This is a genomic window from Cellulosilyticum sp. (genome assembly GCF_982396655.1).
On record NZ_CEVXFV010000010.1, the window covers coordinates 60,676 to 77,552 of the forward strand.

The 16,877-nt window shown below is 35.8% G+C and carries 15 protein-coding genes; all 15 read left to right on the forward strand.

From position 1 onward, the window contains the following. The 15 genes from AC1VAQ_RS06375 to AC1VAQ_RS06445 all read left to right on the forward strand — a co-directional run bounded on the left by AC1VAQ_RS06375 (position 1) and on the right by AC1VAQ_RS06445 (position 16,779). Positions 1 to 975 carry an ABC transporter ATP-binding protein gene (locus AC1VAQ_RS06375; protein WP_302596583.1) on the forward strand — a complete coding sequence of 325 codons (975 nt, stop codon included), beginning with the start codon at positions 1 to 3 and terminating at the stop codon, positions 973 to 975. Beyond that, complete coding sequence (locus tag AC1VAQ_RS06380; RefSeq protein ID WP_302596582.1) at positions 975 to 1,211, forward strand: hypothetical protein; 237 nt, start codon at positions 975 to 977, stop codon at positions 1,209 to 1,211. Before AC1VAQ_RS06375 ends, AC1VAQ_RS06380 begins: the two co-directional genes overlap by 1 nt. Before the next feature lie 183 nt (positions 1,212 to 1,394). Further along, complete coding sequence (locus AC1VAQ_RS06385) at positions 1,395 to 2,876, forward strand: carboxypeptidase M32 (protein WP_302596581.1); 1,482 nt, start codon at positions 1,395 to 1,397, stop codon at positions 2,874 to 2,876. Positions 2,877 to 3,113: 237 nt separating this feature from the next. Further along, the gene (gene hisZ, locus AC1VAQ_RS06390; protein WP_302596580.1) at positions 3,114 to 4,361 is read left to right on the forward strand and encodes an ATP phosphoribosyltransferase regulatory subunit; all 1,248 of its coding nucleotides are present in this window, start codon (positions 3,114 to 3,116) and stop codon (positions 4,359 to 4,361) included. A gap of 52 nt (positions 4,362 to 4,413) precedes the next feature. After that, entirely contained in the window at positions 4,414 to 5,058 is a 645-nt protein-coding gene (gene hisG, locus AC1VAQ_RS06395) for an ATP phosphoribosyltransferase (RefSeq protein ID WP_302596579.1), read from the forward strand. Then, a complete protein-coding gene (gene hisD, locus AC1VAQ_RS06400; protein ID WP_302596578.1) occupies positions 5,051 to 6,352 on the forward strand; it encodes a histidinol dehydrogenase in 1,302 nt (433 codons plus the stop codon). Before hisG ends, hisD begins: the two co-directional genes overlap by 8 nt. Beyond that, positions 6,352 to 7,404, forward strand: coding sequence for a histidinol-phosphate transaminase (hisC, locus tag AC1VAQ_RS06405; RefSeq protein ID WP_479903654.1), 1,053 nt, complete (start codon positions 6,352 to 6,354; stop codon positions 7,402 to 7,404). The genes hisD and hisC overlap by 1 nt, the downstream gene beginning before the upstream one ends. 81 nt (positions 7,405 to 7,485) lie before the next feature. Then, on the forward strand, positions 7,486 to 8,076 hold the full coding sequence (gene hisB, locus AC1VAQ_RS06410; RefSeq protein WP_302596576.1) for an imidazoleglycerol-phosphate dehydratase HisB: 591 nt from the start codon (positions 7,486 to 7,488) through the stop codon (positions 8,074 to 8,076). 18 nt (positions 8,077 to 8,094) lie between these two features. Next, the gene (hisH, locus tag AC1VAQ_RS06415) at positions 8,095 to 8,727 is read left to right on the forward strand and encodes an imidazole glycerol phosphate synthase subunit HisH (protein ID WP_302596575.1); all 633 of its coding nucleotides are present in this window, start codon (positions 8,095 to 8,097) and stop codon (positions 8,725 to 8,727) included. Further along, complete coding sequence (gene hisA / locus AC1VAQ_RS06420) at positions 8,724 to 9,440, forward strand: 1-(5-phosphoribosyl)-5-[(5-phosphoribosylamino)methylideneamino]imidazole-4-carboxamide isomerase (RefSeq protein ID WP_302596574.1); 717 nt, start codon at positions 8,724 to 8,726, stop codon at positions 9,438 to 9,440. Before hisH ends, hisA begins: the two co-directional genes overlap by 4 nt. An 11-nt stretch (positions 9,441 to 9,451) precedes the next feature. After that, complete coding sequence (hisF, locus tag AC1VAQ_RS06425) at positions 9,452 to 10,213, forward strand: imidazole glycerol phosphate synthase subunit HisF (RefSeq protein WP_302596573.1); 762 nt, start codon at positions 9,452 to 9,454, stop codon at positions 10,211 to 10,213. Between the two features lie 71 nt (positions 10,214 to 10,284). Beyond that, positions 10,285 to 10,938 (forward strand): bifunctional phosphoribosyl-AMP cyclohydrolase/phosphoribosyl-ATP diphosphatase HisIE, encoded by a 654-nt coding sequence (gene hisIE, locus AC1VAQ_RS06430; RefSeq protein WP_302596572.1) that lies wholly within the window; start codon positions 10,285 to 10,287, stop codon positions 10,936 to 10,938. A 102-nt stretch (positions 10,939 to 11,040) separates the two neighbouring features. Then, complete coding sequence (locus AC1VAQ_RS06435; RefSeq protein WP_479903655.1) at positions 11,041 to 12,033, forward strand: asparaginase; 993 nt, start codon at positions 11,041 to 11,043, stop codon at positions 12,031 to 12,033. A gap of 372 nt (positions 12,034 to 12,405) precedes the next feature. Beyond that, complete coding sequence (locus tag AC1VAQ_RS06440; protein ID WP_302596570.1) at positions 12,406 to 14,415, forward strand: endo-1,4-beta-xylanase; 2,010 nt, start codon at positions 12,406 to 12,408, stop codon at positions 14,413 to 14,415. 21 nt (positions 14,416 to 14,436) lie between these two features. Next, on the forward strand, positions 14,437 to 16,779 hold the full coding sequence (locus tag AC1VAQ_RS06445) for a family 43 glycosylhydrolase (protein ID WP_479903656.1): 2,343 nt from the start codon (positions 14,437 to 14,439) through the stop codon (positions 16,777 to 16,779). Positions 16,780 to 16,877 lie beyond the last annotated feature (98 nt).

A 16,877-nucleotide genomic window follows, 5' to 3' on the forward strand; every position in this document is an offset into this window, starting at 1 on the left:
ATGGCAGAAAATATTTTAGAAGTTAAAGAACTCGTAAAATACTTCCCTATTAAAGCTGGTGTGCTTCAAAAAACAGTAGGGAATGTTAAAGCTGTAAATGGAATTTCTTTTAATATTGAAAAAGGGACAACAATGGGGCTTGTAGGTGAGTCTGGCTGTGGTAAAACAACTGTAGGACGCACACTTCTTCGCTTACAAGAACCAACTAGTGGTGAAGTTTTATTTGAAGGAAAAGATATCTTTAAATTAAATAAAAAGCAGATGCGTGAACTTCGACCTGAAATTCAGCTTATTTTCCAAGATCCATATAGTTCACTAAGTCCAAGAATGCCAGTAGGTGCAATTATTGGAGAAGGGGTAAGACAACATAATATCGTACCAAAAGAGCAAATAAAAGAATACGTACTTAAAGTGATGAAAGAATGTGGACTTCAAGAACATCATTATGACCGTTACCCACACGAATTCTCAGGGGGTCAAAGACAACGTATTTGTATTGCCAGAGCTTTAGCACTTAAACCAAAACTTATTGTAGCTGACGAACCTGTATCAGCCCTTGATGTATCTATTCAAGCACAGGTTATCAACCTTTTAAAAGATTTACAAAAAGAACATGGTTTTAGCTATCTGTTTATTTCTCATGACCTTTCAGTTGTAGAACATATTTCAGATAAAGTAGGTGTTATGTATTTAGGAAACTTGGTAGAAATGGGAAGTAAAGAAGATATCTTTAGTAACCCAATGCATCCTTATACAAAAGCACTCTTTAGTGCAGTGCCTATTCCGGATCCTACAGTTAAAATGAATCGTATTATTCTAGAAGGAGACATTCCTTCACCAGCAAACCCTCCAGCAGGTTGTAAATTCCATACACGTTGTAAAGAATGTATGGAAGTCTGTAAGAGTGTAGAACCTAAATATAAAGATTATGGCAATGGTCATTTAGTGGCGTGCCACCTTTATAATCAAGATTAATGAAGCAGTTTAAAGATGATGGGCGTACCATTGCGGATATGAATGTGGAGGGGATGCCATGGTACAAACCACATAAGAAAAATACGGCATCAAGTGAGCCACTACATTTAACAAGAGCTGAGAAAAGAGCCATGTTTATGGGGATTATGTCAGAACTTATTCCCTTGGTGCTCACAATAGTTGTTGTATTTACATTAGTTTTTTTAGCCTTAGATTTATTTTGGCTACGTTCATAAAGCTTAAGAAAAATTTTTAAGCTGATAGATCATTAAAGTATATATTAGAAAGAGCTACAGTAAATGTAAGCCTATACGGCAGTTTAAAGTAGCTCTTTTTATGCATTAATCTAAAAGAGGAAGCTAGACGCTGAAAATAGATGGTGTTAAGCTAAAGATAAAATGATAGAAAAGGAGAAACAGATGGAAAAGTTTAAAGCATATATGAAGCAGATGAGTGATTTAGGGCATGCGATTATGCTCATTGATTGGGATTTAAAAACCGGTGCGCCTAAAAATGCAGCACCAGCACATATTAGTGCACTTACAAATCTTTCAACACAGCAGTTTGAAATGAGTGTGTCTGATGAGATGGGAGCCTTTCTAGAAGAAGTTGAAGCACATCCTGAGAGATTTGATGAGGTAAGCATTTGGGCAGCTAAAAAATTACGAAAAGACTATGATGCCACTAAAAATATTCCAACAGCACTTTACAGTAAGTTTGTGCGTTTAACTTCTGAAAGCGAGCATGTTTGGGAAAAAGCAAAAAATAATAATGACTTTGCTGGATTTAAGCCTTATCTAGAAGAGATAGTGACGACTTTAAAGGAAATGGCGCATTATCGAAATCCGAATCAAAAACCTTATGATGTTTTACTAGATGATTTTGAACCAGGCCTTACAAGTGATGAAATTACACTTATCTTTAGGGAACTACGTGATGGTATTGTACCACTTGTAGAGGAAATCAAGGAAAAAGAACAGATTGATGATCGTATGCTAATAGGACATTTTAGTAAAGCAGAGCAAGAAAAATTGGCTTATTTTATATTAGATTACATGGGCTATCAAATGGATTCAGGAAAACTCTCAGAAAGTGAGCATCCATTTACAACAGGTACAGCACCTTTTGATGTACGTTTGACGACGCATTATATGCTAGATGATGCCCGTTCTTCTTTATTTAGTGTACTACATGAAGGTGGACATGGCATTTATGAGCAAAATATTAATCCAGCTTTTGAAGCAACACCGCTAGCAACAGGAACATCTATGGGGATTCATGAAAGTCAATCACGTTTTTATGAAAATATCATAGGTCGCAATAAGGCTTTTTGGGTGCCTATTTATGGCGAGGTACAAAAAATTATTCCTGGTTATAAGGATGTTGATTTAGATACGTTTTATCGTGGCATTAATAAAGTGACGCCATCACTAATTCGTACAGAAGCCGATGAATTAACATATAGCTTACATGTAATTTTACGTTTTGAACTTGAAAAGGCACTTTTTGAAGGCAGTTTAGAAGTGAAGGATTTACCAGAAGCTTGGCGTGAAAAAATGAAGCATTATTTAGGTGTAGTACCTGAAACGGATACGGAGGGTGTGCTTCAAGATACCCATTGGGCAGGTGGTGCTTTTGGCTATTTCCCATCCTATGCACTAGGCAATGTTTATGGGGCACAGTTTATGCAGCAAATAGAGAAAGAAGAAGGGCCACTAGAAGATTTGCTTGCAAAAGGTGAACTTGGCTGTATTACAAATTGGCTTAATAAACATATCCATCAATATGGTGCAGCTAAAACACCAATAGAAATTATTAGAGAAAGTTGTCATGAGGGCATTAATACAAGACCGCTAATTCGTTACTTTGAAGAAAAATATAAGAAACTATATCATTTATAAGAAATAAAAAAAGCTAGTACATAAGGCAGAATAATGTACTAGCTTTTTTGTTTGTGATAATAAGTTTTGTACCAAAATGTCTAAAAGGGATAAGCTTTTAAGAAAAAAGTTTATTAACGACGTAAAATATTATATAATATTTTAAAATTATAGTTTAGTATATTGATTTTCTGAAAAGTTTCGTTTATACTTACTTTATTAATTTATTACTTTATCATAGTAAAGTGAGGTCGAGATATGAAGAACTATACATTGCATATTCCAGAAGGGGTAAAGGATTATATTGGAGCAGAAGCAGCTCTTAAGGATAAGATTCAAAATCAAATAAAAGAGGTGTTTAGTCATTATAGTTATGATTTAATTGAAACACCTACTTTTGAATATTTAAATGTTTTTACAGTAGGAGAAGAAGATTTTCAACAACCTAGTTTATATCATTTAATTAGCCGTCAAGGGGAAATGATGGCACTTAGAAGTGATATGACGCGTGCCATTGCAAGAGTTGTTTGTACACAGAAAAGCAATACATCTTTGCCACAACGTTATGGCTATATGGCAAGTAGTTTCCGCTATCCAGCACGTTATCAAGGGAAGCTTCATGAATTCACGCAAGCAGGTGTAGAGTTAATTGGCAAAAACTGCTTAGAAGCAGATGCTGAAGTAATTAAGGTAGCGATTGCAGCTATTAAAGCAGCAGGACTTGAAGAGTTCAGCATTCATATTGGAAGCAGTCAATTTTTAGAAAATGTGCTAAGTGATTTAGGGTTAAGTGAAGGGGTACGTGAGCAAGTTTATGAAGTCATGGAACATAAGGATGGGGTAAAACTTCAAAATATTTTAAAGCTATCACAAATTGAGGATGAAACCTTGAGACTTTTACTAGAGCTTACACAATGTGCAGGTAGCATTGAATTACTTACAGCAATTAAATCAAAAATGACATCAGAAAGAGCACAAAAAGCTTTAAATGAATTGGAATCTTTATATGAACTATTAAAAGACTATGGTGTAAGCGAACATGTCTTATTTGATTTTAGCTTATTATCTTATGGGAAATATTATACAGGTATGATGTTCCAAATCTTCTGTGAAGGTGTAGGAAGCGCCCTTGCAGAAGGCGGACGTTATGATCATTTATTAAGTGAGTTTGGAAGAGACCTACCTGCTGTAGGATTTGGTATTAATATTAATATACTTATGCAGCGCCTTATGCAACTTCAGCCTTTAAGTGAAGCACAGACAAATCGTAGTTTAATTGTTTCCTATAAGAACACAAGAAAAGTAAGCATTGAGGTGGCTGAAGAGTTAAGAAAACAAAATATGGTAATTGAAAATAGTTTCTTTGATAATTTTGAAGAGGCATTGGCCTATGCAAAAGAAAAGAAAATAGGTGGTATTTTACACTTTATAGAAGCGGGTAGTATTGAGATTTATAATGTAGCAACAGACCAAGTAGAGGTCAAATCAGTAGATGAATTGATGTAGGGATAGAATAAGTATGTTAAAAATAAAGTAAGCGTATTATGGGAGGGTTTATATGGAACAAGTAACGTTTGCACTTGCAAAAGGAAGATTAGCTAAGCAAGCTATGGGATTATTAAAAGAACTAGGAATTACTTGTAAGGAGATGGAAGAAGAAAGCAGAAAACTACTTTTTACAAGTGATGATGGCAAATATCGCTTCTTTTTATCAAAAGCATCTGATGTGCCTACTTATGTTGATTATGGTGTGGCAGATATAGGGATTGTTGGGAAAGATACGATTTTAGAGGAAAATCGTTCTGTATATGAAGTATTAGATTTAGGCTTTGGGGCATGTAAGATGGCAGTAGCAGGAAAACCTGAAATGAAAGAACTTTTAGAGTCCGGAAAATTTATTCGTGTAGCAACAAAATATCCAACCATTGCAAAAAGCTATTTTGAAAAATTTCATCGTCCTGTTGAAATTATTAAATTAAATGGTTCAGTAGAGTTAGGTCCTATTGTAGGTCTATCAGATGTGATTGTGGATATTGTAGAAAGTGGGAAAACCCTTCAGGAAAATGGGCTTGTAGTACTTGCAGATATTGAACCACTTTCGGCAAGATGCATCGTAAATACTGCAAGTATGAAAGTTAAACATGATGCGATTCGTAATTTACTTAATAATATTGAGGACTTAAGGAGGAAAGCAGATGCTTAAAATAATTGAAACAGAAGGGGCAAAACAAGAATTTTTAGAAACACTTAAAGTACGTGGCAATATGGATACGAGCAAGTTTGCACTTGCAGCAAAAGAGATTGTGGAAGCAGTTCGTACTAAAGGAGATACTGCTTTATTTGAATATACAGCAAAATGGGATTGCAAAGAGATTACACCAGAAAATGTACGTGTAAGTAAAGAGGAGATGCAAAGTGCTTTTGAAGGCTTAGAAGAAGATTTACAAAAGGCCATGCTTTGTTCCGCAAAACGTATTACGGATTTTCATGAAAAACAGAAACAAAATACATGGTTAGATATTAAAGACAATGGCGAAATTTTAGGGCAACGTGTAACACCACTTGAAATAGCTGGTGTATATGTACCAGGGGGGAAGGCGGCTTATCCTTCATCTGTTCTAATGAATGTGATTCCAGCTAAGGTAGCTGGGGTAAAACGTATTGTGATGACAACACCTGCTTCTAAAGATGGTACATTAACTCAAGAAGTACTTGCAGCAGCCTATATTGCCGGTGTAGATGAAGTTTATAAAATAGGTGGAGCACAAGCTATAGCAGCTTTAGCTTATGGAACAGAGACTATTCCGAAAGTAGATAAAATCGTAGGACCTGGTAATATTTATGTGGCGATTGCTAAACGTGAAGTATTTGGTCATGTAAGTATTGATTCGATAGCAGGCCCAAGTGAAATTTTAATTGTAGCTGATGAAAGTGCTAACCCTACGTTTGTAGCAGCGGATTTACTTTCTCAAGCAGAGCATGATGAATTAGCTTCAGCTGTACTCATTACAACAAGCAAAGAATTAGCCAATCAAGTAGTGAAGAAAGTGGCTGAATTCGTAGAAACAATGCCTCGTAAGGCAATTTTAAATGAGTCTTTAAATAATTATTGTGCCATTGTTTTAGTAGAAAATATAGAAGAAGCTTGTAAGCTTTCAAATCAAATTGCACCAGAACACTTAGAGCTTGCAGTATCAGCACCATTTGAAGCACTGACTAGAATTACAAATGCAGGCGCTATTTTCTTAGGTCATTATACACCAGAGCCAGTAGGTGATTATATGGCAGGACCTAACCATGTACTGCCAACCAATGGTACGGCTAGATTTTTCTCACCACTTGGTGTAGATGATTTTGTAAAGAAAAGTAGTGTCTTATCCTTTACAAGAGATGCCTTACTGCCACTTGGTGAAGGTATTGTAAAATTTGCAGAGAGTGAAAGACTTTTTGCTCATGCGCTTTCTGTAAAAGTCAGATTAGATGAAGAGGTGAAATGATGAGATTTTTAAGACCTAGATTTCGAGACTTAAAGCCTTATCACAGTGCTTATGTGACAGAAGGTGTTATCTTAAATGCAAATGAAAGCCCTTATAAGGCACCAGAAGGTTTAGTACAGCATATGCAAAAATGGCTTTCAACTGAAATGCTCAGCTGTCGCTATCCAGATACAGATAGCTTAAAATTAAGTGCGGCACTAGCAGACAACTTTGGCGTAGATGTACGAAATATTGTATGTGGTGTAGGATCTGATGAACTTATTGACTGTATCTTAAGCAGTACGATTGAAAATGATGACAAGGTAATGATGCCTTATCCGTCATTTAGCATGTATGCACAATTTAGTATTTTAAACAGTGCAAGTTTAATTAAGGTACCATTAACGGCAGACTTTACTTATGATGTAGCAGCATTTATTGAGAGTGTTCAAAGGCATCAGCCTAAGGTTATATTTATTTGTAATCCTAATAATCCTACAGGATGCATTATGGCTAAGGAAGATATTAAGCGTATTCTAGAAGTAGCTAAGGGACTTGTGGTGGTAGATGAGGCTTATGCGGAGTTTGATGACTGCAAAGAAAGCGCAATATCTTTTATTAAAGAATATAGCAATCTTATTGTTTTAAAAACATTTTCAAAAGCGTATGCCTTAGCAGGGGCTCGTGTAGGTTATGGCATTGCTTGCTCAGAAGTCATAGATCTTATCAATACCGTACGTGTACCTTATAATTTAAGTATTTTTTCACAGGAAGCAGCGTTTTGGGCTATAGCAAACAAAGCACTTTATAAAGAAAACATTACAAAGATTATAGCAGAACGTTCAGTACTTGAAAAAGGACTTCAAGCTTTAGGCATTAAAACATATCCATCACATGCTAACTTTATTTGGTGTGAGCTTAAAGCGGGGATTTTTGAAGCCTTAGAAAAGAGGCAAATTTATATTCGCAAAATGAATGTAGAAGATAAACCATATTACCGTATTACGGTAGGTACACCAGCGGAAAATCAAATGCTGTTAAAGGCCCTTAAAGAAATGGAGACAGTTCTTTAAAATAGACGTTTAAGCTAGAGGATTTTTAAAATTAGAGATAATAAAATGCATGAAAATAAGGGTAAGAGGAGGAAACAGGAGATGAGACGTGCGGCAATTGGGCGTGATACGGCGGAAACAAGGATTAATCTTAGTTTAAACCTTGATGGTGAGGGGACTGTGAAAGTGACAACAGGTATCGGTTTTTTCGATCATATGCTCACACATATAGGTAAACATTCACTAAGTGATTTAGTCGTAAATGCAGAAGGCGATTTACAAGTAGATTGCCATCATACTGTAGAAGATGTGGGGATTGTATTAGGTCAGGCTATCAAACAAGCACTTGGGAATAAGGAAGGAATTAACCGTTATGGTCAGGCCATTATCCCTATGGATGAAGCACTTATTTTATGTGCGATTGACTTATCAGGACGTCCTTATATTGATGTAGATACACCTTTTACAACAGATCGAATTGGAGATTTTGATACAGAAATGGTAGAGGAATTTTTCCGTGCAGTTGGTGTAAATGCAGGGATGAATCTTCATATACAGGTACTTCGTGGGAAGAATAATCATCATATTGTAGAAGGTATGTGCAAAGCTTTTGCAAAAGCATTATTACAGGCAGTTACCTTAAATCCACGTATTAAGGGTGTACCTTCTACAAAGGGGATGCTAGAGGTCTAGAAAGATAGGAGGCAGGAAATGAAAATTGTAATTATAGATTATGGCATGGGAAATTTAAAGAGTGTCCAAAAGGCATTTGCAGCCTTGAATTTTGAAGCGGAGATTACACATGATCCTAAAGTTATTCAAAATGCACATAAGGTTGTATTACCCGGTGTAGGTGCGTTTAGAGATGCAATTAATCAGCTTAACGAAACAGGACTTACAGAAGCTATTCATCAGGCAGTTAAAGCAGGAAAGCCTTTCTTAGGCATTTGCCTCGGCATGCAGCTTTTATTTGATAAAAGTTATGAGTATGGTGAGTATGAAGGCCTAAAAATATTACCAGGCGAAATTATAAAGTTTAGAGAAGAAGATATGCACCAGGTAAATGGAGAAATGCTTAAAGTACCACATATGGGATGGAATACTTTAGAATTTACAAAGAAATCACCATTATTTGAAGGGCTTAAAGATGAAAGTAGTGTATATTTTGTCCATTCGTATTATTTGCAGACAACAGCTGATATTGTAAGCAGTTATACAACCTACGGGACGCGCATTGCCGTTTCAGCTCAAAAGGATAATGTGTATGCAACACAGTTCCATCCTGAAAAAAGTGGGGATGTAGGACTTCAAATATTAAGAAACTTCGGAGGGTTAAAAGGATGAAACTTTATCCAGCAATAGACTTAAAAGATGGTCAATGTGTCAGATTGCTACAAGGCGATTACAATGAGGTAACGGTTTATGGTAAAAATCCTGCTGAAATGGCAAAAAAATGGGAACGCCTTGGTGGTGCTTATTTGCACATTGTAGATTTAGATGGGGCCAAAGCAGGAGAAAGTAAAAATGCAAAGGCTGTAGCAGAGATTGTAGATGCAATCCAAATTCCGATAGAGCTTGGTGGTGGTATTCGCAATATAGCACAAATTAAGGCACAGTTAGATTGTGGTGTAGACCGTGTCATCTTAGGCAGTGCAGCCATTAAAAATCGTGCCCTTGTAAAGGAAGCTATCGAAACATTTGGGCCAGAACGCATTGTCGTAGGTGTAGATGCAAAAAATGGGCAAGTCGCAATTGAAGGGTGGCTTGAAGTCACGAATACCTCAGCACTTGATTTTTGCAAAGAGTTAGAGGTTATGGGTGTGAAAACAGTTATTTATACAGATATTTCAAAAGATGGTATGATGCAAGGACCTAATATTGAAGAAACAAAGAAACTTGTAGATGAAACTAATTTACAAATTATAGCATCAGGTGGTGTCTCTTGTATGGCAGATCTTGAGAGACTGGAACAAATTCATGTACATGGTGCAATTATTGGAAAAGCCATTTATATAGGTGCAATTGACTTAGAAGAAGCAGCAAAGCGTTTTAGTTAGGAGGTGGCAAGATGCTCAGTAAACGTATTATTCCTTGTTTAGATGTAAAAGGTGGCCGGGTTGTAAAAGGGGTTAACTTTGTAAACTTAATTGATGCAGGGGACCCTGTTAAAATTGCTAAGGCTTACAGTGATGCTGGCGCTGATGAAGTTGTATTTTTAGATATTACAGCTTCATCAGACGAGCGAAATATTATTTTAGATGTTGTGGAAAAGACGGCACAAGAAGTTTTTATTCCATTAACTGTAGGTGGTGGTGTAAGAAGCATTGAAGATATTCGTAATATTTTAAGTGCAGGCGCAGATAAGATTGGCATGAATTCAGCAGCTATTAAAGATCCAAGTCTTATTAACAAGGGTGCAGAACGCTTTGGTAATCAGTGCATTGTTGTAGCCATTGATGCAAAACGCAGATTGGATGGGAGCGGTTTTGAAGTTTATATTCATGGTGGACGTATTCCGACAGGCATTGATGCCATCGCATGGGCGAAAGAAGCTGAAAAACGTGGTGCAGGAGAAATACTTTTAACAAGTATGAATGCAGATGGCACAAAAAAAGGTTATGACCTTGCTCTTACACGTGCAGTAAGCGAAGCTGTTAATATTCCCGTTATTGCATCAGGTGGCGCAGGGAACAAAGCCCACTTTTTAGAAGCATTTGAAGAAGGTAAAGCAGATGCAGCACTGGCAGCTTCTTTATTCCACTTTAAAGAATTGGAAATTAAAGATTTAAAGACTTATTTAAGGGCAAATAATATACCCGTTCGCTTATAGTATAGCGTCGCAGGAATAAGGCAGTAATAAGTAGATAGACATAGGAAAAGGCATATTTAGGAGGAGAAGACATGAATCAAGCAGAATTTATCAAAGAAGTTAAATTTGACGAAAAGGGGCTCGTACCAGTTATTGCACAGGATTTACATTCTAAAAAGGTAAGAATGCTTGCTTATATGAACGAGGAGGCACTTCGTAAAACTTTAGAAACAGGGAAAGTACACTACTATAGCAGAAGTAGACAATCTCTTTGGCTTAAAGGTGAAACATCATCACACTATCAATATTTAAAGAGTATTAGTATAGATTGTGATGGCGATACATTGCTTCTTCAAATCGAGCAAGCTGGTGGGATTTCTTGTCATACAGGACACTCAAGCTGTTTTTATCGTGAACTAAAAGATGACTTAGTTGTAGCTGAACAAATCAAAACAGAAGGCAAGGAAGAAAAAGGAATGCTTTCAGAACTTTATGATGTCATTAGTGATCGTAAGGCAAATCCAAAAGAAGGTTCCTATACAAATTATTTATTTGATAAAGGACTTAATAAAATTCTTAAAAAAGTTGGCGAAGAATGTACAGAAGTTATTATTGCGGCTAAAGAAGAGGATTACAAAGAGATTACCTTTGAAATTGCAGATTTAATGTATCATCTTACGGTTATGATGGCTGAAAAAGGTTTAACATGGGAAGAGGTTGCAGAAGAACTTGCAAAAAGAAAATAGTAATAAACATAAAAATGGATAGATGTATAAAAAAAATGGTTAAGAGTGGTGGAAATAAGTTATAATAATAGGAGAATTTATTTGACATAAGGAGTAAACAGCATGAATAAACCTAAAGTTTGTATTATTTTTACCGGTGGAACAATTTCAATGACTGTAGATGAGGAGATTGGTGCAGCCATTCCTACTTTATCAGGAGAACAAATTTTATCAATGGTTTATAACATTGATAAAATTGCAGATATTGAAGTGGTGAATTTCTCCGAAATTCCAGGCCCACATATGACCATTAATAAACTTTTAGAGCTTAAAAAGTTAATTATAGAAAAGCTTAATGAAGAAGATATTACAGGTGTAATTGTAACCCATGGGACAGATACGTTAGAGGAAACAGCTTATTTCTTAGATTTAACAATAAATCATGAAAAGCCTGTTGTCGTAGTAGGTGCCATGCGTAGTAGTTCAGAACTCGGATATGATGGTTCAAGTAATTTAGCTGCCGCAGTGTGTACAGCTATCTCACCTAAGGCCCAAAATAAAGGCGTACTCGTTGTGCTTAACAACGAGGTGAATGCAGCAGCAGAGGTTACCAAAACAAATACGCTTTCGCTCAATACATTCCAGTCACCTTATGGACCACTTGGTATTATTGATACGAATGACTTTATTGTGTATCGCGATATTGCTTACCGCCAACATATTGATACAGATGTTGTAGAACGTAAAGTAGATCTTATTAAGGCCGTACTTGATATGGATGAACGTTTTATTCGCAGTAGTGTTGATCTTGGGGCAGTAGGCATTGTCATTGAAGCAATGGGAAGAGGTAATGTCTCTCCTAAAATGCTAGAAGGCATTCGTTATGCAATTGATAAAGGGGTAGTTGTTGTGATTGTTTCTAGATGTAACTCAGGACGTGTTTTTGAAAGCTATGGTTATGCAGGCGGTGGCAAAGAACTTTCTGATCTCGGTGTGATTATGGGCAGTGATATGCGTGGACCTAAAGCACGTCTTAAACTTATGTTAGCACTAGGAAAAACAAAAGATATCAATAAGATTCATGAAATTTTTAAAGAAGAAAATTATGATTTATAACAGATAAATAATAAATAGTTGTAAACAAAGCTTGTTAGATCTTAGCAAAATAAGACCTGATAAGCTTTTTTTGAGTAGAAGATTTCTATTTTTAATCTTCTTACGCCTAGGAATGTTGCATAAGCCTTAGCGTAAATAGGATTATGTAGCATCAGCAATAACTTATATACAAGTTATGTTAATTTTATTTACATTTTAGTAAAATAGTGAACAAAAATATGAAGAATATATTATAATCAAAAAAGCACATGTGCACAATGTGAAACGTTATTTACACGATTTTTAAAGCTAATTTGCATATTAAGTTTAGAATATTCTAAACTAATAAAGAAAAAACTAAAATGAGTATGTAAACAGATAGGGGGGCATTTTATGAGTTGTAAAAAGTTAAATCAAATATTTACAGTAGTCTTGGCATTTATGATGTTTATAGCAATAGGGTCTTATAATATAGTAAGCGCAGCAACGAGTGAAGCAACACTATTAAATACCTATGGTAAACTGTTTGGGAAAATTGGCGGTGAAGTAGTTTATTCAGAGTTATGCGATAGCAGCATACGTAACCATCTAAAGACACAGTACAATAGTACAACGATTGGAAATGAGATGAAACCGGATTATATTTTAGGATGGGCGCCAACGCTTATATCAGTAGAAGAAGCTAAAAGTCTTGGTTATTATATACCGGATAATTATAAAGAAAGTACAGTACCTAAACTCAACTTTAGTCAAGTTGATAATGTTTTAAAAACTTGTTATGAAAATGGCATTGCATTACGTGCACATACTTTGGTATGGCATTCACAAACACCTGATTGGTATTTTAGAAGTGGTTATAGCAAAACAAGTGATTATGTCAGTGAAGATGTGATGAATGCCCGTATGGAAATGTATATTAAGACTTATATGAACCATGTACATTCAAGCCAGTATGGCAGCGTTGTTTATGCATGGGATGTTGTCAATGAGTATTTACATGCGACTTCTTCAGGATGGTCTAAAGTGTATGGGACACCTGGTGTACAGGCTGAATTTGTTAAAAGGGCCTTTCAGTATGCCTATGATTGTATCTCTTACTTTGGACTCACAGATTCAGTAAGCTTATTTTATAATGATTACAATACATATATGACTGTAGATGATACGATTAAGCTCATTAATTATATTAATGCAGATAAGAAGATTTGTAATGGGATTGGTATGCAGTCTCATTTATCAACTACTTTTCCAAGCGTTGCATATTATACAGAAGCTCTTAAAAAATTTGCAGCAGCTGGATTTGAAATTCAAATTACAGAATTAGATGTTGCAAATACTTCAGATACTGAACTTGCTAACTATTATTATGATTTATTTACAGCCATTATAAATGCGAAAAAAGCTGGTGCTAATATTACAAGTATTACGTTTTGGGGTGTTTCAGATAGCAATTCTTGGATTGGTGATAAAAATCCATTATTATTTAGTAATATTTATACACCAAAAGCAGCGTATTATTCAGTTTTAAAAGCCTATACAGATGCAGGTTATTCAGAGGATAGTGGAGACAGCGGCAATAATAATGGTGGGAATAGTGATACAACGAATAATAATTATGTCACATTAAATGATGGATGGTATTATATTAAAAATACCAATGCACAGAAATATCTTCAAGTAAAGGATAACACAGGTGCCAATGGACAAAATGTAGAGATTAGTACTGGAACAGGTGTAGCGGGTCAAAAATGGTACTTAACCAATGTAGGAGAGGGTTATTTTACACTAAAAAATGCTTTAGGCTATATGTTGGATGTAGCAAATGGGACAAATACTGATGGGGCAAACATTCAAACTTATATAGCTAATAACATGGATGCACAAATGTTTAAATTGGTAGCAACATCTCAAAATGATGTGTATGGCATTTTAACAAAAAGTTCAAAAGATACGAAAGCACTTGATGTTTATAACTTTGGAACATCAGATGGCTCTAATGTTTGTCAGTGGTCTTATTATCAAAATGAATGTCAAAAATGGATATTAGAACCTTGCAGTGTAACAGGAGATAGTTCTTCAGATAATAATACAGGGGATTTAAATTCATCTAGCTGTAAAGTAGCACTTAAGGTTGTTTCAGACTGGACAGATGGTGCAACTGCTGAGATTACAGTTACAAATTTAACTGGCAATGACTTAAATAACTGGACATGTCGATTTACAACAAATCGTGAAATAACACAGGTGTGGAATGCTAATTTAGTAAGTAGTGAGGGAACAACTTATACAATTACAGGTCCAGAATGGAATGGTTATTTGGCAGCAGGAGAAAGCTATACATTTGGTTGCTCAATGGGAAGCGGTACTGCTAATGTTGAAATTACAGAGGCCTCTTTAAATTAAAGTACATGGGGGATTGATAATATGCGTAAAGGATTACAAATAACTATGAATAAGGCATTAAAACAAACAGGTACAAGTTTATTAGTATTAGGTCTTATAGTACAAGGTGGCATAATGACTTATGCAACAGATTCTGTAAGTTTATTTAATAATATATCACTTACTGAATCTTATAAGGACCTAAATGAAAATAATCCAATTGTTACACAAAGATACAGTGCGGATCCAGGTGTTATGGTTTATGATGATACCGTTTATATTTATTGTACCAATGATTCATTAGAATATAGTAATGGGAGCATAGGGGAGAATACTTATAGTAAAATTCAGACACTGAATTGTTTTTCCTCAAAGGACCTAGTAAACTGGACAGACCATGGGGTTATTCAGGTGGCTGGAAGTGCTGGCGTGGCAAAATGGGCAAGTTGTTCATGGGCACCCTGTGCAACGCATAAAACAATTAATGGGCAAGAAAAGTTCTTCCTTTATTTTGCGAATAATGCAGGTGGTATAGGCGTACTTGAATCAGATAGTCCTACAGGACCATGGACGGATCCTATTGGTAAAGCCCTTGTAGATAAGTCAACGGCTAATTGTGGGGATGTCGTATGGTGCTTTGACCCTGCTGTATTGGTGGATGATGATGGCAGTGGATACCTTTACTTTGGAGGGGGTGTACCTACTGGACAAAACGCGCATCCTAAAACAGCTCGCGTAGTAAAACTAGGTGATAATATGACAAGTTTAGCAGGAACACCTGTGACTATTGATGCACCTTATTTATTTGAGGATTCAGGTATTAATAAGATAGGTAATAAGTATTACTATTCATATTGTTCAAATTGGAATACTGCGGGATCAGGTATTAGCACAGCTGCTATAGAATATATGGTAGGTGATAGTCCTATGGGACCATTTACCCATGCAGGAGAAGTATTTAAAAACCCAGGACTTTATTTTAAAGAGTCAACTGGAAACAATCATCATACTATTTTTGAGTTTAAAGGAGACTATTATCTTGCCTATCACACAAGAACATTAGAGCAAGCTGCACTTGGTCAAAATAAGGGGTATAGAAGTACCCATATTGATAAACTGATAGTTAATAATGGTCAGATATCAGAAGTTAAGGGGACGATGACAGGCGTATCGCAAGTGACTTATTTAAATCCATATCAAAAAGTTCAAGCTGAAACAATGGCTATTCAAGCAGGTGTAAGTATTAGCGGTAGTGGTGATACAAAGGTTACAGATATTAATAGCGGTGATTGGATTGGCGTAAAGGGTGTAAACTTTTCTGAAGGGTTATCTAAGATAACTGTTTCAGCAAAAGCAAGCAGCAATGGTGTGATTAAAGTATGTGAAGGAAGTCCTTCTGGGCAAGTACTAGGTTATATCGAGGTGCCCAATACAAATGGCGCCTATAAAGAAGTGACAGGAACACTCTCAAATGTATCAGGTATAAAAGATATATACTTTGTATTTAGTGGCAGTATGGCATTAGATTACTGGCAAGCAATGAATCAAACAGATAGCAATATGCCAGATGATTCAACAGTAGAAAATTATGTCACACTTCCAGATGGATGGTATTATATTAAAAATACAAACGCTCAGAAATACCTGCAAGTCACAGAGAATGTAGGTGGGAATGGTCAAAATGTAGAAATTGCAACTGGCACAGGTGTACAAGGTCAAAAGTGGTATTTAACAAATGCAGGTAATGGCTACATAACACTTAAAAATGGTCTAGGTTATATGCTGGATATCTCAGGTGGCATAAATGCGGATGGTACTAATGTTCAAATTTATTCAGAGAATAATATGGATGCACAAAAATTTAAGTTAGTCCCTACATCTCAAGATAATGTATATGGTATTTTAACAAAGAGTTCAGGAGATACAAAATCTCTAGATGTATATAATTTTGGGACATCAGATGGTTCGAATGTTTGTCAGTGGACCTATTATAAAAATAGCTGTCAAACATGGGTGTTTGAAGCTTGCAACAATACTGAAGCACCTGATAATTCTAATGAGAGCCCATCTGATTCAAATTCTGATAAAGAGGCGTATGCAGTGCGTTTAAAGGTCACATCAGACTGGACGGATGGTGCAACTGCTGAAATTACAGTCACTAACTTAAGTAATAAAGATTTAAATGGATGGGAATGTACATTTACCACCAATCGTAACATTACTTCTATCTGGTCAGCAGATTTAAAAAGCAGTAATGGGACGACATACACTATTTCAAATCCCACATGGCAACCGGAATTAAAAGCAGGTGAAAGTTATACTTTTGGCTGTGCCTTGGGAAGTGGCCCGGCGGATGTTGTAGTAACAGGTGTAGCAATTCAATAAGCCAAAAAACCTGCTAATGAGGTCTTGATTTCATTAGCAGGTTTTATTTTTTATCCATCAATTATTTTGTCAAAAAATAAAGGGTGAGATTTGAATAC

Coding starts and splice junctions, on each gene's coding strand:
- hisB (WP_302596576.1), top strand. CDS start 7,486: ATGAGACGTGCGGCAATTGGGCGTGATACGGCGGAAACAAGGATTAAT.
- hisD (WP_302596578.1), top strand. CDS start 5,051: ATGCTTAAAATAATTGAAACAGAAGGGGCAAAACAAGAATTTTTAGAA.
- AC1VAQ_RS06380 (WP_302596582.1), top strand. CDS start 975: ATGAAGCAGTTTAAAGATGATGGGCGTACCATTGCGGATATGAATGTG.
- hisA (WP_302596574.1), top strand. CDS start 8,724: ATGAAACTTTATCCAGCAATAGACTTAAAAGATGGTCAATGTGTCAGA.
- AC1VAQ_RS06375 (WP_302596583.1), top strand. CDS start 1: ATGGCAGAAAATATTTTAGAAGTTAAAGAACTCGTAAAATACTTCCCT.
- hisF (WP_302596573.1), top strand. CDS start 9,452: ATGCTCAGTAAACGTATTATTCCTTGTTTAGATGTAAAAGGTGGCCGG.
- hisZ (WP_302596580.1), top strand. CDS start 3,114: ATGAAGAACTATACATTGCATATTCCAGAAGGGGTAAAGGATTATATT.
- AC1VAQ_RS06445 (WP_479903656.1), top strand. CDS start 14,437: ATGCGTAAAGGATTACAAATAACTATGAATAAGGCATTAAAACAAACA.
- hisC (WP_479903654.1), top strand. CDS start 6,352: ATGAGATTTTTAAGACCTAGATTTCGAGACTTAAAGCCTTATCACAGT.
- hisIE (WP_302596572.1), top strand. CDS start 10,285: ATGAATCAAGCAGAATTTATCAAAGAAGTTAAATTTGACGAAAAGGGG.
- hisH (WP_302596575.1), top strand. CDS start 8,095: ATGAAAATTGTAATTATAGATTATGGCATGGGAAATTTAAAGAGTGTC.
- AC1VAQ_RS06385 (WP_302596581.1), top strand. CDS start 1,395: ATGGAAAAGTTTAAAGCATATATGAAGCAGATGAGTGATTTAGGGCAT.
- hisG (WP_302596579.1), top strand. CDS start 4,414: ATGGAACAAGTAACGTTTGCACTTGCAAAAGGAAGATTAGCTAAGCAA.
- AC1VAQ_RS06440 (WP_302596570.1), top strand. CDS start 12,406: ATGAGTTGTAAAAAGTTAAATCAAATATTTACAGTAGTCTTGGCATTT.
- AC1VAQ_RS06435 (WP_479903655.1), top strand. CDS start 11,041: ATGAATAAACCTAAAGTTTGTATTATTTTTACCGGTGGAACAATTTCA.